This is a genomic window from Pseudomonas sp. zfem002 (assembly GCF_032621685.1).
Lineage (GTDB): Bacteria > Pseudomonadota > Gammaproteobacteria > Pseudomonadales > Pseudomonadaceae > Aquipseudomonas > Aquipseudomonas japonica.
In genome coordinates this window covers 145,155-162,803 of record NZ_JAVYJH010000014.1, presented here as the reverse complement: position 1 = coordinate 162,803, position 17,649 = coordinate 145,155, and the positions used below count along the sequence as shown (strand labels likewise).

18 protein-coding genes are annotated in these 17,649 nt (G+C 64.7%); 6 read left to right on the top strand and 12 right to left on the bottom strand.

Features of this window, described 5'->3' with window-relative positions:
- Position 1: 1 nt before the first annotated feature.
- The 4 genes from RTI28_RS17395 to RTI28_RS17380 form a co-directional block, all read right to left on the bottom strand.
- Positions 2-562, bottom strand: coding sequence for a DUF2589 domain-containing protein (locus RTI28_RS17395; RefSeq protein ID WP_410479006.1), 561 nt, complete (start codon positions 560-562; stop codon positions 2-4).
- 71 nt (positions 563-633) lie between these two features.
- Complete coding sequence (locus RTI28_RS17390; RefSeq protein WP_316921607.1) at positions 634-1,296, bottom strand: DUF2589 domain-containing protein; 663 nt, start codon at positions 1,294-1,296, stop codon at positions 634-636.
- 77 nt (positions 1,297-1,373) lie between these two features.
- Complete coding sequence (locus RTI28_RS17385) at positions 1,374-1,754, bottom strand: Mor transcription activator family protein (protein WP_042125512.1); 381 nt, start codon at positions 1,752-1,754, stop codon at positions 1,374-1,376.
- Between the two features lie 303 nt (positions 1,755-2,057).
- The gene (locus RTI28_RS17380) at positions 2,058-2,516 is read right to left on the bottom strand and encodes a hypothetical protein (RefSeq protein ID WP_316921606.1); all 459 of its coding nucleotides are present in this window, start codon (positions 2,514-2,516) and stop codon (positions 2,058-2,060) included.
- A 163-nt stretch (positions 2,517-2,679) separates the two neighbouring features.
- Between RTI28_RS17380 and RTI28_RS17375 the strand changes: the two genes are divergently transcribed.
- The gene (locus tag RTI28_RS17375; RefSeq protein WP_316921605.1) at positions 2,680-2,868 is read left to right on the top strand and encodes a hypothetical protein; all 189 of its coding nucleotides are present in this window, start codon (positions 2,680-2,682) and stop codon (positions 2,866-2,868) included.
- A 43-nt stretch (positions 2,869-2,911) separates the two neighbouring features.
- On the opposite strand, the gene RTI28_RS17370 is transcribed toward RTI28_RS17375, so the two are convergent.
- Positions 2,912-3,304 carry a fe2+ zn2+ uptake regulation protein gene (locus RTI28_RS17370; RefSeq protein WP_316921604.1) on the bottom strand — a complete coding sequence of 131 codons (393 nt, stop codon included), beginning with the start codon at positions 3,302-3,304 and terminating at the stop codon, positions 2,912-2,914.
- A gap of 212 nt (positions 3,305-3,516) precedes the next feature.
- Here RTI28_RS17370 and RTI28_RS17365 point away from each other — a divergent pair, with 212 nt between their 5' ends.
- Positions 3,517-5,859 (top strand): acylase, encoded by a 2,343-nt coding sequence (locus tag RTI28_RS17365; protein WP_410479005.1) that lies wholly within the window; start codon positions 3,517-3,519, stop codon positions 5,857-5,859.
- Here the strand turns inward: RTI28_RS17365 and yegQ are convergent.
- On the bottom strand, positions 5,856-7,175 hold the full coding sequence (yegQ, locus tag RTI28_RS17360; protein WP_316921603.1) for a tRNA 5-hydroxyuridine modification protein YegQ: 1,320 nt from the start codon (positions 7,173-7,175) through the stop codon (positions 5,856-5,858). The genes RTI28_RS17365 and yegQ overlap by 4 nt on opposite strands.
- Positions 7,176-7,296: 121 nt before the next feature.
- Between yegQ and RTI28_RS17355 the strand changes: the two genes are divergently transcribed.
- Positions 7,297-8,361, top strand: coding sequence for an AI-2E family transporter (locus RTI28_RS17355; RefSeq protein ID WP_316921602.1), 1,065 nt, complete (start codon positions 7,297-7,299; stop codon positions 8,359-8,361).
- Positions 8,362-8,474: 113 nt separating this feature from the next.
- Here RTI28_RS17355 and RTI28_RS17350 read toward each other — a convergent pair whose 3' ends face one another.
- On the bottom strand, positions 8,475-10,538 hold the full coding sequence (locus RTI28_RS17350; protein WP_316921601.1) for a TonB-dependent receptor family protein: 2,064 nt from the start codon (positions 10,536-10,538) through the stop codon (positions 8,475-8,477).
- A gap of 228 nt (positions 10,539-10,766) precedes the next feature.
- Between RTI28_RS17350 and RTI28_RS17345 the strand changes: the two genes are divergently transcribed.
- Complete coding sequence (locus tag RTI28_RS17345; RefSeq protein WP_316921600.1) at positions 10,767-11,021, top strand: helix-turn-helix transcriptional regulator; 255 nt, start codon at positions 10,767-10,769, stop codon at positions 11,019-11,021.
- A 17-nt stretch (positions 11,022-11,038) separates the two neighbouring features.
- Positions 11,039-11,392, top strand: a complete 354-nt coding sequence (locus RTI28_RS17340) for a putative holin (RefSeq protein ID WP_042125639.1) — start codon at positions 11,039-11,041, stop codon at positions 11,390-11,392.
- A 6-nt stretch (positions 11,393-11,398) separates the two neighbouring features.
- Here RTI28_RS17340 and RTI28_RS17335 read toward each other — a convergent pair whose 3' ends face one another.
- Positions 11,399-11,809 (bottom strand): helix-turn-helix domain-containing protein, encoded by a 411-nt coding sequence (locus RTI28_RS17335; protein ID WP_316921599.1) that lies wholly within the window; start codon positions 11,807-11,809, stop codon positions 11,399-11,401.
- A 258-nt stretch (positions 11,810-12,067) separates the two neighbouring features.
- On the opposite strand from RTI28_RS17335, the gene RTI28_RS17330 reads away from it, so the two are divergent.
- Positions 12,068-12,322 (top strand): ogr/Delta-like zinc finger family protein, encoded by a 255-nt coding sequence (locus RTI28_RS17330; RefSeq protein WP_316921598.1) that lies wholly within the window; start codon positions 12,068-12,070, stop codon positions 12,320-12,322.
- Positions 12,323-12,440: 118 nt separating this feature from the next.
- On the opposite strand, the gene nuoN is transcribed toward RTI28_RS17330, so the two are convergent.
- Genes nuoN through nuoK form a run of 4 tightly spaced genes read right to left on the bottom strand, consistent with a single transcriptional unit; the run spans position 12,441 to position 17,648 of the window.
- Entirely contained in the window at positions 12,441-13,910 is a 1,470-nt protein-coding gene (gene nuoN, locus RTI28_RS17325) for an NADH-quinone oxidoreductase subunit NuoN (RefSeq protein ID WP_316921597.1), read from the bottom strand.
- A gap of 7 nt (positions 13,911-13,917) precedes the next feature.
- A complete protein-coding gene (gene nuoM, locus RTI28_RS17320; protein ID WP_316921596.1) occupies positions 13,918-15,450 on the bottom strand; it encodes an NADH-quinone oxidoreductase subunit M in 1,533 nt (510 codons plus the stop codon).
- A 39-nt stretch (positions 15,451-15,489) separates the two neighbouring features.
- Positions 15,490-17,343 carry an NADH-quinone oxidoreductase subunit L gene (gene nuoL / locus RTI28_RS17315; protein ID WP_316921595.1) on the bottom strand — a complete coding sequence of 618 codons (1,854 nt, stop codon included), beginning with the start codon at positions 17,341-17,343 and terminating at the stop codon, positions 15,490-15,492.
- Positions 17,340-17,648, bottom strand: coding sequence for an NADH-quinone oxidoreductase subunit NuoK (nuoK, locus tag RTI28_RS17310; protein WP_042125487.1), 309 nt, complete (start codon positions 17,646-17,648; stop codon positions 17,340-17,342). Before nuoK ends, nuoL begins: the two co-directional genes overlap by 4 nt.
- Between the last annotated feature and the right edge of the window lies 1 nt (position 17,649).

Sequence of the window (17,649 nt, the reverse complement as noted above, 5' to 3'; positions counted from 1 at the left end):
CTCAGCGGACGGTCGCCGCCGTGACGAACTCGTCGTCGGCGGGTGGTGGATCGGGCTGGCGCAATGGCGAAATCAGCTGGGTGTATTCCTCGATCAGCCGGTTCAGGGCCTCCGGTGGTTCGCAGGCCTGGAACTGCATGCGGATCTGCACCTCGTCCGGGTCGCGGGCTTCGCCCTGGCGCCGGGTCTGCTGGCCGACCTTGACGAAGAAGCGCTGGTGCCCGGCCTCGGCGCACTGCTCGGTAGCGGGTCGAGTGTTCTGGATCTTCACCGAGAGGTCGACCTGCATGCGTTCCAGGGCCAGGCCGCGCGGCGCGACCAGGGCGATCAGCGGGATCTTCAGGGTGTGCCGATCGTCCATCGCCACTTCGACCATTTTCGCCTTCATCGGCGCCCCCAGCGCCTGGCTGTCGTAATCGAAGAACTGGTCGAACAGCTTGATGTACTGCTGGGCGATCAGACCGGTGGTGGCGGAGGCGGCTTCCTGCAAGCCGCGGGTGATGTCGCACAGATCGCTGGTGGCAATCGGTTCCTTGGAGGGCGTCTGGTCCACGGGCGGCATTCCTTATCGAGGTGGCGGATGCCCCGCCCGGGGCGGGCGGGGCGGTGGGGCGTGGGCAAAGGCGACGACGATCAGGCGGGAGCCTGCTGTTTGTCTTGCGGCTTGTTCTGCGCTTCCGGGCCCTTGAGGGCGTTGTCGGTGGGCGGCGCGTCCAGGTTGTCCGCCTTGCTGTCGGGCAGGGTGACCGGCTTGGTCGCGGCCTCGGTGAGGTAGTCGATCACCCGCATCAGTGCTTCCGGTGGCGCCTGGCGGGAGACGCGGGTGTGGATGGCATAGCGCGCACGGGTGTCGGTCTTGCGCGTCTGTGCCGACTTGTGGCTGACCTGGCCGCGCACATCGACCTTGAACGGGCCCCAGCCGAGGGATGCGCCGAACTCCGCGGAACCGGCGGTTTCCTTGGTGTCTTCGGCCTGCTGGCTGATGGTCAGTTCGAAATCGATGGTGCCTTCCTCGATCACGATGTTCGGGTGGGCGATGGCGGCCAGCAGCGGGACCTGCATCTTGCGCGACACAGTGCCCTTGTAGACACCCTGTTCGTCGACGATGGATTCGTCGTAGTCGAACTGGATGGAGACGGCCTTGCCGTCCCTGATGCAGACGCCCAGGAGGAAGTCCGCGTAGCTTTTGCTTGCCGTCACCTGGGCCTGGATCATGGCCTGCAGGGGACCGGAGATCATCCGGTCAAGTGGCAGGGCGTTGATTACCGAGCCGATGAGGCTGTTGTCGATGGACATTCAAGAATTCCTTCTCTCGATGTGCGCGGGATTGCGCGGGTTGCAGCGGGCGGCCCGGGCCGCCCGTCACTGAGGGTTCAGCGCGAGTGCGCCTCCTGGCGGCGGATATTGCCGATCTGGCGCAGGCTCAGGCCGTACTTGTTGGCCAGCACACTGCGCGACAGACCGTTGGAACTTTCCTCCTGGATCTGCTGGTTGCGCAACTGGCGGTTGAAGTGATCGCACTTGGGAATTTCCAGGGCCATGCCGGCATAGCGCTTGATCAATGCTTCCAGCGCATCCGGCGGGAGGATTTCCGCCAGCGAGGTGCGTTCGCGGTGCTTGGGAATGTACTTGGGGCGACCGCCGTAGATGTGGGTCAGGCGGTACGCATGTTCGATGCCGATACAGTCGATGAGCATCTGCAGCGATTGTGGAAGTTGCTCTATGTCGATTCGCTTCAGGTCACAGGATTGCATGATGACTTCCTTGTTTTCTTGCGTGAGCAGTGGGGGTCTGTCTTTGGGCCACACAAGGCTTGAGCATCCGTGCCGGGCAAGAAGCGGGTGAGCACCGAGCCGGCCAAGTGGCGTGAGATCGATTCTCGACCAGGCGTACTGCTGTCGCTAGGTGACAAGCAGGTCAGGTGCGGTAGCCCAGGAGTCAAAGCACTGTAAGTTTCATGGTCGCAGACGGTAGGCAGAACCCCCTGTCTTGATCCGCAGCCCCTGTGTTTTCGTGATCCTTCACAAAAGACTGGTCTCTGCTTCGCCAAGGTTGACTCAAGGGCAAGGTTTGCTGACCAACAGGCTGACCTGGCCCATCCAGGAGGTCGCCGCGCCACTGACCCGCTCCGGCAGGGTGCGCCAGTCGACCCACAGGCACAGGGCGGTCAGTGGCCTGCCGTTGTCGTTGCCCAGCACCAGTGGCTGGAAATCGCGCCGATAGCGGGCGCGGGTCCCGCTCTCGGCCTGGGCGGACTGGGGGTTGTCCAGGGTGGCCCGGGTCAGCTGGGCGATCTGTTGCTGGGTGAGGGTGAAATGCGCGACGCTGCCGGGGCTGAGGTGGCCGGCGCTGCGACTGCGCTGCCAGAGCTGCTGCCACTGGCTGCTGCCAGCGCTCTGCGCCAGGTGGCTGGCCAGGGCCAGGAGATCGGCTTCGCTGAGGCGTTCGCTGTCGAGCGCGTGGGCGTCAAGACTGGTGGACAGCACGAGGCTGCCGAGCAGGGTGCGGATGGGCATGGGAGGGTCGACTCGCAGGAGGGGGCGTGGGCCCGAAGTCCCGGATGTTTTCAGTTGTCGACCGAGGAAAAAACCGGGAAAGCATGCTCCGGCAGTGGTAGCGATGTATCATGGCGCCCGGCCATTTACCGGCCGTCACCACAGCTGTCGCAAGGATTTCTCAATGACTCAAGGGCAACGCCTGAAATATTCCATCCTGATGACCCTGGTCCTGCTGGCCGCCATGCTGGGCCTGTCCTGGCTGGTGAAACAGGGCGTGATCACCGAGCAGATGTTCCAGTACATCGCCATGGGGCTGGCGGTGGTGTTCGTGGTCATCAATGGCATTCTGCGGCGCAAGGTCAAACCCTGAGCGCGGGCAGAGCAGGGCGGCCGGCGGGGTGCCGGCCGGTCGCTCAACGTGCCAGGGGCTGTTCCAGGACCGCGCGGGCCTGGGGGTTGAGGCTGTAGCATTTGTCGCTGCCCATGCTGATCACGCCTTCGACGCACAGGCGCTTGAGCACCTCGCGCACGCTGAGGAATGACAGCGGGATATCCAGTTTCTCCAGTTGGCTGTGAATGCCGCGCACGCCGATGCTGCGACCCTCGCGATCGGCCATGTGCAAGGCGTCGATGACCTTGAGGCGGATCAGGCTGGTGCGCAGGCCGAAGACCCGCAGCAGTTCGCGGATCTGCTCGTTGCCGCCGCGTTCCTCGCTCTCCGCGATCTCGCTCTTGACCTGCAATGCGCTGTTCACCTTGCGTCTGTAGCGCAGTGCTTGCGCCGGTTGTTGTTGCGGGTTGTACATGGGTAAAACTCCCTTTTCAGAGCTGGTCTGTCCTGCGTTCAAATGACGCTCCCAATCTATAAGACGAATGAAAACGACAAATCTGCAACGTTCGCGGAAAAAAATTCCGCGTTCCTTGATGTAACGAAGCAGCAGCGCCTTTACCGTAAATTTTTCATCTGAACTTCGTTCTTTCAGGATGCCCCCAACATCCTGATCCGGCCGGAGTTCGCGTGATCATCAATCCTCCCTTCTCCAGACTCTGCCTGGCCGTGCTGCTCGCCGGCCTCGGCCTTGCCGCCCAGGCCCGGGAAAACCCGGGTGAAACTTCCGCCGAGATCCGTCGCACGACGTTCGGCGTGCCCCATATCCTCGCCAGCGACGACCGCGGCATCGGCTATGGCATCGGCTACGCCTACGGCCAGGACAACCTGTGCCTGCTGGCCAATGAAGTGCTCACGGTGAATGGCCAGCGCTCGCGTTACCTCGGTCCCGAGGCGCGCACCCTGGAGCAGCGGGAAAACCTCGCCAGCGACCTGTTCTTCACCTGGTTGAACACGCCGCAGGCGGTGTCGGCGTTCTGGCAGGCGCAGCCGGCGCCGATCCAGGCGTCGCTGGAAGGCTATGCCCAAGGCTTCAACCGCGCCCTGGCCGAGCGCCGCGCGCAAGGCCTGCCCGCAGAGTGCCGGCAGGCCGAATGGCTGCGGCCGATCACCGCCTTCGACCTGGTCAAGCTGACCCGACGCTTGCTGGTGGAGGGGGGCGTCGGTCAATTCGCCGAAGCCGTGGTGGGCGCCACGCCGCCCAATGCCACCGCGCAGCACGGCGCGCAGGATTTCCGCGTCGCCCTGGAGCGCCAGCAGCGTTTCGCCCTGGAGCGCGGCAGCAATGCCGTGGCGCTGGGTCGCGAGCGCTCGGCCACGGGCCGCGGCATGCTGCTGGCCAATCCACATTTCCCGTGGAGCGGTGGCATGCGTTTCTACCAGATGCACCTGACCATTCCTGGCCAGCTGGATGTGATGGGCGCGGCGCTGCCTGGGCTGCCGCTGATCAACATCGGTTTCAACCGCCACCTGGCCTGGACCCACACGGTGGATGCCTCGCGGCATTTCACCCTGCATCGCCTGCAACTGGATCCGCAGGACCCGACCCGCTACCTGTTCGACGGCCAGTCGCTGCCGCTGCAGCGACAGCAGGTCACGGTCACGGTCAAGGGCGCGGATGGGCAACTGCGCGACGTCAGCCGCGAGCTGTACAGCAGCCGTTTCGGCCCTGTGGTGCAGTGGCCGGGGCGTCTGGACTGGACGCCGCAGGTCGCCTTCAGCCTGCGTGACGCCAACCTCGACAACACCCGCGTGCTGCAGCAGTGGCATGCGCTCAACCAGGCCGACAGCCTGGCTGCATTGCAGGCTTCGGTGCAGCGGCTGCAGGGCATCCCCTGGGTCAACACCCTGGCCACCGACGCCGGCGGCCAGACCCTGTACCTGAACCAGTCGGTGGTGCCCTATGTCGATGCCGAGCTGCTGGGCCGCTGCAGCGATCCCAAGGCCGGGCTGGAGCTGATCGTCCTCGACGGCTCGCGCAGCGAATGCAACTGGAAGATCGATCCGCGCGCCGCGCAGCCAGGGATCTTCCCGGCGCAGCTGCAGCCGCAATTGAGCCGCGCGGACTTCGTCCAGCATTCCAACGACACCGCCTGGCTGGTCAATCCGGCGCAGCCGCTGAGCGGGTTCTCCCCGGTGATCAGCCGCGACCACCTGCCCCTCGGTCCGCGCACCCGCTTCGCCCTGACCCGTCTGGAACAACCCGGCAAGCTCGACGCCGAGGACCTCAAGCGCATGGTCACGGACGACCGGGTCTACCTCGCCGACGTGCTGCTGCCGGATCTGCTCAAGTGGTGTGCCGGGGCCGGCGCCGATGCCACGCTCAAGGATGTCTGCACCGCGCTGGCCAGTTGGGATGGCCGCGCCAACCTCGACAGTGGCCTGGGCCTGGTGCACTTCCAGTCCATCGTCGAGGCCTTGCGCGAGAAGGGCGATTTCTGGCGAGTGGCATTCAACCCGGACGATCCCTGGTACACCCCGCGCGGGCTGGCCTATGAGCGCGCCGAGGTGGCGACCGCACTGGGCGACGCGGTGCGCGCTTGCGCGGCCGCGGCCAGTGCCGCCGGGCTCGACGGCCAGCGCCGGTGGGGTCAGATCCAGCAGGCCGCCGACGGCACGCCGATCCCTGGCGGTCCGGCCGATCTCGGGGTGTACAACGCCATCCAGAGTGTCGAGGTGGCGCCGGGCAAGCGCCTGGTGGTGAGCGGCACCAGCTACCTGCAACTGGTGACCTTCGATGACCAGGGGCCCAGGGCCCAGGGCCTGCTGGTGTTCTCCCAGTCCAGCGAGGCCGCCTCGGCCCATGGCAGCGACCAGACCCGTGCTTTCTCGGCCAAGCAGTGGTACCCGACGCCGTTCACCGAAGCGCAGATCAAGGCCGATCCGCAGTACCGCTCGCTGGTGATCCGTGCGCGCGACGAAGCCGGCATGGCCGCCCAGGGCGAAACCGCACCGGCCGCGCCGCGCGGTTAGGCGCTGACGTCGCGCATCAGCAGGCCATAGGCCAGGTCTGCCTGCTCCGGCACCGGCAGGTAGACCACATGGCCGTCACCAGGGGCGACCTGCAACGGGTTGCCCTGACGATCACGCAGTTGCGCCAGGTCGAAATGGAAATTGCCGCCCGGCGTCATCAGTTCCAGGTGGTCGCCGACCGCGAAGCGGTTCTTCACCTGGACTTCCGCCAGCCCGTCGATCCGCGCTCCGCTCAGTTCGCCGACGAACTGCTGGCGCTCCGACACCGAGTTGCCGCGCTGGTAGTTCTGGTATTCGTCATGCACGTGGCGGCGCAGGAAGCCCTCGGTGTAGCCGCGCTGGGCCAGGGATTCGAGATCGAGCATCAGCCCCCGGTCGAACGCACGACCGGCCGCGGCGTCGTCGATGGCCCGGCGATAGACCTGGGTGGTGCGCGCGCAATAGAAGTGCGACTTGGTCCGCCCCTCGATCTTCAGCGAATGCACGCCCATGCGGGTCAGGCGCTCGACGTGCTGCACCGCGCGCAGGTCCTTGGCGTTCATGATGTAGGTGCCGTGTTCGTCCTCGAAGGCCGGCATGTCCTCGTCCGGGCGGTTGCTTTCCTGGAGCAGGAAGACCTGTTCGGTCGGGGCGCCGAGCCCGAGGGTCGGCTCGACCTGGCGGACGATATCGCCGGTCTCGTTCTCGGTCGCCTCGCTGGCGCTGTATTTCCAGCGGCAGGCATTGGTGCAACTGCCCTGGTTGGCGTCGCGCCGGTTGAGGTAGCCGGAGAGCAGGCAACGCCCGGAGTAGGCCATGCACAGGGCGCCGTGGACGAAGACTTCCAGCTCCATGTCCGGCACCTGCCGGTGGATCTCCTCGATCTCCTCCAGGGACAGTTCCCGTGACAGGATCACCCGGGTCAGGCCGAGGCTTTTCCAGAACGCCACGCTGGCCCAGTTCACCGTGTTGGCCTGCACCGAGAGGTGGATCGGCATCTGCGGGAAGTGCTGGCGGACCAGCATGATCAGCCCCGGGTCGGACATGATCAGCGCATCCGGGGCCATGGCGATCACCGGCTCGAGGTCCTTGAGGAAGGTCTTCAGCTTGGCGTTGTGCGGGGCGATGTTGACCACCACGTAGAAGCGCTTGCCTTGGGCCTGTGCCTCCTGGATGCCGAGGGCCAGGTTGGCGTGGTCGAATTCGTTGTTGCGCACCCGCAGGCTGTAGCGCGGCTGGCCGGCGTAGACCGCGTCGGCGCCATAGGCGAAGGCGTAGCGCATGTTCTTCAGGGTGCCGGCGGGGGCGAGCAGTTCGGGCTTGGTCAGGTCGGTCATGATCGGGTCGGGGCAAAAGGCGAGGATGCTACGCCGCCGCCGCGGACGATTTATTGATCTGCGGCAAGGGCACTTTCTTCGTTGCGCCGCGCACTAAAGGTCAGAGTGCTAAGGAGCGGACATGAACGAAACGGCATTGCAGAAAAAGACCCTGGTCGGCCTGCTGGTCCTGGTGACCCTGGCGTTCATCTGGATTCTCCTGCCGTATTACGGCGCGGTGTTCTGGGCGGTGATCCTCGGCATTCTCTTCGCGCCGATGCAGCGGCGCCTGCTGCTGCGCCTGGGTCAGCGGCGCAACCTGGCGGCCGGCCTGAGCCTGCTGGCCTGCCTGCTGATCGCGGTGCTGCCGGTGATCGTCGTCAGTGGGTTGCTGGTCCAGGAAGGCAGCCTGATCTACAAGCGCATCGAAAGCGGCGAGCTGGATGTCGCCGGGTACGTCGAGCGCTTCAAGGATGTGTTGCCGCCAGTACTCCAGCACGGTCTGGAGCGCATGGGCATCGGTGACCTGGAGGGGCTGCGCGACAAGGTGACCAAGGGCGCGGTGGAGGGCAGCCAGTTCCTCGCCAGCCAGGCCTACAGCTTCGGCCAGAGCACCTTCGAGCTGCTGGTGAGCCTCGGCGTGATGCTCTACCTGCTGTTCTTCTTCCTGCGCGATGGCGCCGAACTGGTCCGCAGGATTCGCCAGGCGGTACCACTGGCCGAGCAGCAGAAACGCCGGCTGCAGTTGAAGTTCAACCGCGTGGTCCGCGCGACGGTCAAGGGCAACCTGTTGGTGGCGATCGCCCAGGGGGCGCTGGGCGGCCTGATCTTCTGGGTGCTGGATGTGCCGAGCGCGCTGCTGTGGGCGGTGCTGATGGCGTTCCTGTCGTTGCTGCCGGCGGTGGGCGCGGGCATCGTCTGGGGGCCGGTGGCGGTGTACTTCCTGTTCAGCGGCGCGGTGTGGCAGGGCGTGGTGCTGACCGCATTCGGCGTCTGCGTGATCGGCCTGGTTGACAACCTGCTGCGGCCGTTGCTGGTGGGCAAGGACACGCGCCTGCCGGACTACCTGATCCTGGTCTCGACCCTGGGCGGGCTGGCGGTGTTCGGGCTGAACGGTTTCGTCATCGGGCCTTTGATCGCGGCGTTGTTCGTGTCCAGTTGGGGGATTTTCACCAGCACGCGGCCGCAGGTGCAGTTGCCGCCTTGAGATCGGTGCCGGCCCCATCGCGGGCAACGCCCGCTCCCACAAAGACCGCGAGCGCCGCGGAACGTTGTGGGAGCGGGCGTTGCCCGCGATGCGTCGTCAAGGGCGCTGAAGTATCAGCGGAAGGTATACGAAACCCCCGCATACACCCCGAACCCTTCCCCCGGCACTGAGCGCGCGATATCCGCGCCATTGTCGTTGTACCCTGGCACGACGATGGCCGCGTAACGCTTGTTGGTCAGGTTGCGCAGATCCAGCCAGGTCTGCCAGTCCTGCTTCGGCGCGTTGTAGCCGAAGGTGGCACCGAGGATGGCGTAGGCGTCGGCCTCGTAGCTGTTGGCATAGTCGACCTGCATCTTCGAGGCCATCGTGGTGTTGAGCCCGGCATAGAAACCGCTGGGCAGGTCGAAGCGCAGCTCGCCCTGGTAGTAGTGCATCGGGATGCCCGGCAGGCGGTTGTCGCCGAACACCTTGTCGTCGCGGTAATGGAAGTCGTTGAAGGTGTAGGCCTGGCGCAGCGACAGGCGGCCGACGGCGGCGCGTTCCCACAGGGTGCTGTCGAGGCCGGCCTCGATGCCCTGGTGCACGGTTGGACTGGCGTTGACCTCTTTGCGGAACGGCGCCTGGATTTCCACCTGCAGCAGTTCGTGACGCACGGCCGAGTAGTACCAGGCCAGGTCCCAGCGGCCGAGCCCGGAATCGCCGCGGGCACCCAGTTCGAGGGTGGTGGCGCTCTGGTTCTTCAGTTCGATCGGCTGGGTCTGGGTCGGTGCGCTCCAGATCAGCGACCACGGGTGCGGCGGCTCCACCGAACGGCTGAGGTTGCCGTACAACTGCAGCGCCGGGCTGAGGTCGTAGCGCAGGCCCAGGCGTGGCGCGTAGTCCCAGTCGTTCAGGCTGACCTTGCCGCCGGAGGCCGGGTAGCTCACGTCGCTTTCCCGGCGGGTATAGATCGCCGCCAGGCCGCTGGTCAGCCACAGGTCCGGGACCAGTTCCAGTTCGTTGCCGACATGCAGGACGGTGTCCGAACCCTGGTAGGTGAAGTCACGGCTTTTCGCTCCGACGATGTCGTTCGCCCGCGCGTACTCCGACGCACCGCTGTTGGGCAGGTGTTTGGTGGTGCGCCAGCCGAGGGTGGTCCTGCTCTCGTGACCGAACAGGGTGTGGCGGCGTTGGTAATCGAGCGTGCCGCTGACGTCGGTGTAGGCCACCTTCAGACGCATCGGGCCCTCGCGCAGATCCATCGGATAGTCGTGATAGACCAGTCCGGCCACCAGTTGCGAATCGTCGTCGAGGTAGAAGGTGGTCTTGTTCGCCAGCCAGGTGCTGCCGGGCTGCGGGCGGCTGTCGTTGCGGCTGTAGTAAGTGGGGTTGGCCGCCCGCGGGTGGTGCTTGATCTGGTCCTTGGTCAGGCGTCCCGCCAGGTCGTTGTCGGTTTCCCGATAGCGCAGGTAGAAGCGGGTTTCCAGGTTCGGGTTGAAGCGATAGCCGACGTTCGCCGCGACACCTTTGCCACTGCCGCTGCTGTGTTTCTGATAGCCGTCGTACTCGCTGTCGGTGAGGGCCACGTAGTAGTCCAGGTCGCCCAGCACCTGGCCGGAACTGATATGGCGCTTCTGGTAGCCGCGGCTGCCGACTTCATAGCGCAGTTGCAGGGGCGCGGCGTCATGGCCGGTGTGGGTCACATAGTCGATCGCGCCGCCCAGGGCCAGGGCGCCGCGATCGAAGCCATTGGCCCCGCGCAACACCTCGGCGCGGCTCAGCCACAGCGGTTCGAACAGTTCGTAGGGCGTACCGCCCGGGCCGGTCAGCGGCAGGCCGTCGAACATCACGTAGGTGCCGGAGCCATGGGCGCCGGGTGCGCGGTTGATGCCGGAGCCGCGGATCGACAGGCGAATGCCATCGTTGCCGGCGGACTGGGCGAAGACCCCGGGCTGGTAGGCCAGCACATCCTGGTTGCTGGCCACCCGGCCCTGCCCGACGCGCTGCATATCCACCAGGTTGCTGGCACCGGGCACTTCCCGCAGGCGCTCCCGGGCTGCCTGCAGGTCGTCCTGCTGTTGTCCCTGGATCAACACCTGGTTGAGTTCGACGGTATCCGCGGCCTGGGTGGTGCTGGTAGCGGACAGGGCCAGGCCAAGCAGGTACAGGGAAGAATGCAGGGACAGCGGTGACGGCATCGTACAGCTCCAACTGATTTTTCTGGCAGGCAATGTGGAGTCAGACGAACGAAAGGGCTGTGAAATCACCCTTTCTTCCGTTGTTGATGGAGGACTTTATTCCCCTGATTTGTAGCCTCATTAGCTACAAGCTGTACGACTGGTCTGACTCGCGGCGGCCTCCGTATCGTTCGCCCATCGACAACCGGCCCGGGAGTTCTCCGGGCAGTGCATACGGAGATAACCACCATGCCACGCAACGCCACCGCGCCACTGCTCGTCATCGAGCCGCCGACCCTGACGCCTCGCGAAGAAGAGGTGCTGTATTGGTGTTCCTGTGGAAAGACCTCGTGGGAAATATCGCAGATCATCGCCTGCAAGGAGTCGACGGTGAACTTTCATGTCGGCAACGTGCTGCGCAAGCTTTCCGTGCATTCCCGGGTGGAGGCCGTGATCAAGGCGCTTCGCTATGGCCTGCTGGCCCGTCGAATCGATCGGTGCTGATGCTGGAGGGCTGTTCCATGCATGATCCAACGTCTTCGACCCTTTCCAGCCTGTTCGTCGGGCTGGGGCTCGCCGCGGCACTCCCTTCGGTAGAGGGCGACGTGCTGTTCGGTTCGGTGCTCGGGGCGTGGCTGGTGGCCAGTACGCGGGGCTTTCTCAAGGCCTGGCAGCGCATCGGTTCGTTGCTGCTGTCGGCGGGCGTCGGCTATCTGTTCACACCCTTGATGCGTTCGATCGGTCCGTTTCTCTCGGGAGGGGAGGCGGCGTTCATCGGTGCGGTGGTGGTCATTCCGATCGTCATCAAGGTGATGATCTGGCTGGATGGCGCGTCCCTGCGGGATATCGTCCAGCGCCTGCGCAGCGGCTCCTGAGGCGACTCACTTGTTGAGTTGCGGGAGCAGGCTGGAGATTGCCTCGACCTGCTGTTCGAGCTCGCGAATGCGCTGCTTTTCCTGGACGACGAGGGCAATCGCACGTTGATCCTGGGGGCTGAGCAGACGTACCTGGGCGAGCAGTTGCGCTTCCCAGTCGGGGTCGCTCGCCGGGGCCAGCGCGCGCTGGGCATGGGCGCGAAACTTCGGGCCTTCGCCCACCAGCAGCCAGTCCAGGGAGACGCCGTGTTTCTCGGCGAGATCTACGCAAATCGCATAAGGAATGCTATCGCGGCCTTTCCAGCTGCTGACGGTCTGCGGGCTCACACCCAAGGCCGATGATAAGCTGGAGTCGGTGGCCGACTGGGTGACGAGCTTCATTCTGGCAAGCACCGCAGCAAATCCATTAATACTCATAACGAGTAATCCTCTGGGGTGCTGATATAATGTTCGGCAAAAAAGTATGCAAATCGCATTGTCTCTCTTTGCAACATCGAGCACTACTCGTATGGGGAAATTAAATGTCGGCAATTTCCGTGTTTTGCATAGGAAATTTCCGTTGCTTGTATCGAGCTTACAGGAGATTGGAATAGGAATGAATTACCGTCATAGCAGCACTGTGCGCTGTTTCCGAGTTGAACTGGCGCCGGTCCATGCGGCACCAGGGAGGCCACAGTGAGTACTTACAAGCTCGTATGCCCGCACTGCAAAAGCCGCATGCGCATACGTACCAGCGAGGGTCGGCACATCTTTCTGCGGGTGGCCTACCTGCAATGCACCACGGAGGCCTGCGGCTGGTCGGTGCGGGCCGAGTTCGAGATGACCCACGAACTGTCCCCCAGCGGCATGCCCAACCCGGACGTGCATCTGCCGCGCGCCGACAATGAATTGCGGCGTGCCGCGTTGCCATCGGCTCAGGAGCTCGGTTAGTACTGGGTAGCGGTCAGAGGGAAGCTGACCCGGCGAGCGATGGAGACCAGGGAGGGCGCGCCAATGCGCTGGAAAAAAACACCCCGCCGAAGCGGGGTGTCTGTTTTTCCGGGGTGGCTCAGCCGATCAGTTGCAGACCGGCATGTTGCACCATGTCCAGCAGCGGCTGCGGGTAGACGCCGAGGACGAAGGCCAGGATGGCGATGGCCAGCAGCATGACGCCGCCGGTGCGCTGTTCCCAGTTGAACGGTGCATCGTGACGACGCAGGTTCGGCTCGATCAGGTACAGGGTGACCATGACGCGCAGGTAGTAGAACACGCCGATGGCGCTACCCACGACCAGGGCACCGGTCAGCCACCACAGCTGCGACTCGACGCCGGTGGCGATGATGTAGAACTTGCCGATGAAGCCGGCGGTCAGCGGGATGCCCGCCAGCGACAGCATCATCACGGTCAGCACCGCGGTCAGGTACGGACGGCGCCAGAACAGGCCGCGGTACTCGTACAGGGCGTCGGCATCGCGACCGTTGTACGGCGAGGACATCAGGGTGATCACACCGAAGGCGCCGAGGCTGGTGATCACGTAGGTGACCAGGTACACGCCGATGGCTTCCAGGGCCAGACCCTTGCTCGCCACCAGGGCGATCAGCAGGTAACCGAAGTGGGCGATCGACGAGTAACCGAGCAGACGCTTGAGGTTGCTCTGGGTCAGCGCCAGCAGGTTGCCGATCAGGATCGAGGCGACCGCGATCACCGACAGCACGGTGGTCAGCACGCCGCTGCTGGCAGCAGGGGAGAGCATGAACAGGCGCACGACGACGGCGAACACCGCCACCTTGCTCGCGGTGGCGAGGAAGGCCGCGACCGGTGCCGGCGCACCTTCGTAGACGTCCGGGGTCCACAGGTGGAACGGTACCAGCGACAGCTTGAACGCCAGGCCGACCAGCATCATGCCCAGGCCCAGTTGGGCCATCAGGCTAGGCATGCTGGTGGCGGCCAGGGCCTTGCCGATGGCGTCGAAGGCCAGGCTGCCGGCGTCGGCGTAGAGCAGGGCCATGCCGAACAGCAGGAACGCGGAACCGGCGGCCGACAGGACCATGTACTTGATCCCGGCTTCCAGCGAGCGCTTGTTGAAGAAGGCGTACGCCACCAGGCCGTAGACCGGCACCGAGAGCAGTTCCAGACCGATGAACAGGCCCGCCAGGTGCTGCGCGCAGACCAGCACCAGACCGCCGAGGGCGGCCATCAGGATCAGCAGGTACAGCTCTTCGCGATTGCCCGGGTAGCCCGAGCCGCCATCACCCAGGTAGGCATGGGCGAGTGTGACGCAGGCCAGGGTGGCGACCAGGATCAGCGCCATGTACAGGCAGGCGAACTTGTCGACGGTCAGCAGCGGAGTGACCGCCAGGGGCACGATTTTCAGGACCGGCAGGATCGACAGCAGGGCCAGGTTGAGGCCCACGGTCGACAGCAGGAAGGTTTGCGAGTGGTTGCGGCGCCAGGCGATCGCCAGCATCACCACGACAACGGTGATGGTGGTGATCAGCAGCGGCGCAAGCGCGATAAAGTGTTGAATCGTCAGGTCCATAGCGCTCTTACCGGGCCGAAGCGAGTTGAGTGAAAGCGGAGCCGAGCCACTGCTGCACACCGCTCATGGTGGCGGCGGAAGTGTCGAGGAACGGCTGCGGGTAGACGCCCAGAACGATCAGCAGGACCGCCAGGCCCAGCACCATGATCATTTCGCGGGTATCCATGCCGGCCAGGACTTCTTCCGATTTCGCCGGGCCGAAGTAGGCACGGTGGATCATGATCAGCGAGTAGACCGAACCGAATACCAGGCCGGAGGTGGCGATGACGGTGACCCATGGGGCACTGACGAAGCTGCCGATCAGGATCAGGAATTCGCCGACGAAGTTGCCGGTACCCGGCAGGCCGAGGGAGGCTGCGGCGAAGAACAGGCTGATGGCCGGCAGGTAGGCGATGCGGTGCCACAGGCCACCCATCTGGCGCATGTCACGGGTGTGCAGGCGTTCGTACAGCTGGCCGCTGAGGATGAACAGCGCCGCTGCCGACAGGCCGTGGGCGAGCATCTGGATCACCGCGCCTTGCAGGGCCTGCTGGCTGCCGGAGTAGATGCCGATCAGGACGAAGCCCATGTGCGACACGCTGGAGAACGCGATCAGGCGCTTGATGTCGGTCTGCGCGAAGGCCAGGAAGGCACCGTAGAAGATCCCGATCAGGCCCAGGGTCATGGCGATCGGCGCGAACTCCGCGGACGCATTCGGGAACAGCGGCAGGGCGAAGCGCAGCAGGCCGTAGGCCGCGGTCTTCAGCAGGATACCGGCGAGGTCGACGGAACCGGCGGTCGGCGCCTGGGCGTGAGCGTCAGGCAGCCAGGAGTGGAACGGCACCACCGGCAGCTTGACCGCGAAGGCGATGAAGAAGCCGAGCATCAGCAGGTATTCGGTACCGGCCGGCAGTTCGGCCTTCAGCAACTGGGTGTAGTCGAAGGTGATCACACCGGTGTTGTTGAAGTTGACCAGCACCAGACCGAGGATCGCCACCAGCATGATCAGGCCGCTGGCCTGGGTGAAGATGAAGAACTTGGTCGCCGCGTAGATCCGGGTCTTCTTGCCGTCGGAGGAGCTGTGACCCCAGAGCGCGATGAGGAAATACATCGGCACCAGCATCATTTCCCAGAAGAAGAAGAACAGGAACAGGTCGAGGGCGAGGAACACGCCGACCACGCCGCCGAGGATCCACATCAGGTTGAGGTGGAAGAAGCCGACGTGGCGCTGGATCTCTTTCCACGAGCAGAGTACGGACAGCACACCGAGCAGGCCGGTGAGCAGGATCATCAGCAGCGACAGGCCGTCGAGGGCCAGGTGCAGGCTGATGCCGAAGCGCTCGATCCAGAGGACCTTGAACTCGACCGCCCACTGCGGCGCGGCGCCAGGAGCGGGGGCGAGGGTGTAGTCACCGTGTGCCCACAGCCAGAGGCCGATACCGAGCAGCAGGGACATGGTCAGCAGCGCGATCCAGCGCGGCAGGGTGGCGCCGAAGCGCTCACCCAGCCAGCACAGCAGGCCGCCGATGAAGGGGATCAGGATCAGCCAAGGCAAAATCATGACGGGCTCAATTCCTTTCGCAAAGTCGCAAGGTTCATATCAGACCGCAGCCATCAAAACGGCGCCGAGCACGAGCACGGCACCCACGGCGATCGAAGCGGTGTACCAGCGCAGCTGACCGGTTTCGGTCTTGCTCATGGCGGCGTGTCCGCCACGGGCCATGCGCGGAATCAGGCCAATGGTGCGGTCGACCGGGTCGCGACGCAGGATGTGGCTGATCAGCAGGTAAGGCTTGACGAACAGCTTGTCGTAGATCCAGTCGAAGCCCCAGGCGGCGAACCACCAGGCCGAGAGGACACGGCCGATGCCGCTGTTGGCCACCGCGGTGACGAAACGACGCTTGCCGAGGAACAGCACCGCCGACAGCAGGATACCGGCGATGGCGATGGCGCCCGAGGCGATCTCCAGGCTGTGCTTGGCTTCGCCGCCGGCATGGCCCGCGCTTTCCGGCAGTACGCCAGCCAGCGGTGGGTGGATCCAGGCGCCGACGAAGGTCGACAGGACGATCAGCACGCCCAGCGGCAGCCAGTGGGAGATACCGTGGCCGGCATGGGCTTCGGTCTTGGCTTCGCCGTGGAAGGCGATGAAGATCAGGCGGAAGGTGTACAGCGAGGTCATGAAGGCACCGACCAGGCCGGCGTACAGCAGACCGGTGTTGCCGCTGGCGAAGGCTTCCCAGAGGATCTCGTCCTTGGAGTAGAAGCCCACGGTCACCAGTGGCAGGGCCGCCAGGGCCGCGCCGCCGACGACGAAGCTGGCGTAGGCCAGCGGCAGTTTCTTCCACAGGCCGCCCATCTTGAAGATGTTCTGCTCGTGGTGGCAGGCGACGATCACCGCACCGGAGGCAAGGAACAGCAGGGCCTTGAAGAAGGCGTGGGTCATCAGGTGGAAGATCGCCGCGTCCCAGGCACCGACGCCGAGGGCGAGGAACATGTAGCCGATCTGGCTCATGGTCGAGTAGGCGAGGATACGCTTGATGTCGGTCTGTACCAGGGCGGCGAAGCCGGCCAGGACCAGGGTGACACCACCGACCACGCCGACCAGGTGCAGCACGTCCGGCGCCAGCAGGAACAGGCCGTGGGTACGGGCGATCAGGTAGACGCCCGCGGTGACCATGGTCGCGGCGTGGATCAGGGCCGAAACCGGGGTCGGACCGGCCATCGCGTCGGCCAGCCAGGTCTGCAGCGGCAGCTGGGCCGATTTACCGACCGCACCACCGAGCAGCATCAGGGTCGCCAGGACCATCCAGGTGTCGCCCGCCTGGAACTTCTGCGGGGCCAGCACCAGCAGTTCCTGGATGTTCAGGGTGCCGAGCTGCTGGAACAGGATGAACAGGCCGATGGCCATGAACACGTCGCCGATACGGGTGACGATGAACGCCTTCAGCGCCGCGTTACCGTTGTTGCGGTTGCTGTAGTAGAAACCGATCAACAGGTACGAGCACAGGCCCACGCCTTCCCAACCGAAGTAGATGAACAGCAGGTTGTCGCCCAGGATCAGGAACAACATGCTGGCAATGAACAGGTTGGTGTAGGAGAAGAAGCGCGAGTAGCCCGCTTCACCACGCATGTACCAGGAGGCGAACAGGTGGATCAGGAAGCCGACGCCGACCACCACACCGAGCATGGTGACCGACAGGCCATCCAGGTGCAGGGTGAAGGAGGGAGCGAAGCCGTCGACCGACATCCACTGCCACAGCAGCTGGGTGTACACGCCGTTTTCCGGCGGCGCGACGTTGAACTGCCAGATCACCCAGGCAGCGACGATGGCCGACAGGCCGACCGAACCGACACCGATCAGCGCCGACAGGTTCTCCGAGAAGCGACCGCGGGAGAACGACAGCAGCAGGAAGCCGATCAGGGGGAATACGAAAGTCAGGAAGAGAAGGTTCATCCGCGCATCTCACTGGCTGCATCGATATCGAGAGTGTGGAAGCGGCGATACAGCTGCAGCAGGATCGCCAGGCCGATACTGGCCTCGGCGGCTGCCAGGCTGATCACCAGGATGAACATGATCTGCCCATCCGGCTGCGCCCAGCGGGCGCCAGCGACGATGAACGCGAGTGCCGAGGCGTTCATCATGATTTCCAGACTCATCAGCACGAAGAGAATGTTGCGGCGGACCATCAGGCCGACCAGACCGAGGCAGAACAGGATGCCGGCGACGGCCAGACCGTGCTCGAGAGGAATTGCAGGCATG

Excerpts from the sequence above, each read along its gene's own strand:
- RTI28_RS17395 (WP_410479006.1), bottom strand. The coding sequence starts at position 562 with ATGCCGCCCGTGGACCAGACGCCCTCCAAGGAACCGATTGCCACCAGC.
- RTI28_RS17390 (WP_316921607.1), bottom strand. The coding sequence starts at position 1,296 with ATGTCCATCGACAACAGCCTCATCGGCTCGGTAATCAACGCCCTGCCA.
- RTI28_RS17385 (WP_042125512.1), bottom strand. The coding sequence starts at position 1,754 with ATGCAATCCTGTGACCTGAAGCGAATCGACATAGAGCAACTTCCACAA.
- RTI28_RS17380 (WP_316921606.1), bottom strand. The coding sequence starts at position 2,516 with ATGCCCATCCGCACCCTGCTCGGCAGCCTCGTGCTGTCCACCAGTCTT.
- RTI28_RS17375 (WP_316921605.1), top strand. The coding sequence starts at position 2,680 with ATGACTCAAGGGCAACGCCTGAAATATTCCATCCTGATGACCCTGGTC.
- RTI28_RS17370 (WP_316921604.1), bottom strand. The coding sequence starts at position 3,304 with ATGTACAACCCGCAACAACAACCGGCGCAAGCACTGCGCTACAGACGC.
- yegQ (WP_316921603.1), bottom strand. The coding sequence starts at position 7,175 with ATGACCGACCTGACCAAGCCCGAACTGCTCGCCCCCGCCGGCACCCTG.
- RTI28_RS17355 (WP_316921602.1), top strand. The coding sequence starts at position 7,297 with ATGAACGAAACGGCATTGCAGAAAAAGACCCTGGTCGGCCTGCTGGTC.
- RTI28_RS17350 (WP_316921601.1), bottom strand. The coding sequence starts at position 10,538 with ATGCCGTCACCGCTGTCCCTGCATTCTTCCCTGTACCTGCTTGGCCTG.
- RTI28_RS17345 (WP_316921600.1), top strand. The coding sequence starts at position 10,767 with ATGCCACGCAACGCCACCGCGCCACTGCTCGTCATCGAGCCGCCGACC.
- RTI28_RS17340 (WP_042125639.1), top strand. The coding sequence starts at position 11,039 with ATGCATGATCCAACGTCTTCGACCCTTTCCAGCCTGTTCGTCGGGCTG.
- RTI28_RS17335 (WP_316921599.1), bottom strand. The coding sequence starts at position 11,809 with ATGAGTATTAATGGATTTGCTGCGGTGCTTGCCAGAATGAAGCTCGTC.
- nuoN (WP_316921597.1), bottom strand. The coding sequence starts at position 13,910 with ATGGACCTGACGATTCAACACTTTATCGCGCTTGCGCCGCTGCTGATC.
- nuoM (WP_316921596.1), bottom strand. The coding sequence starts at position 15,450 with ATGATTTTGCCTTGGCTGATCCTGATCCCCTTCATCGGCGGCCTGCTG.
- nuoL (WP_316921595.1), bottom strand. The coding sequence starts at position 17,343 with ATGAACCTTCTCTTCCTGACTTTCGTATTCCCCCTGATCGGCTTCCTG.
- nuoK (WP_042125487.1), bottom strand. The coding sequence starts at position 17,648 with ATGCCTGCAATTCCTCTCGAGCACGGTCTGGCCGTCGCCGGCATCCTG.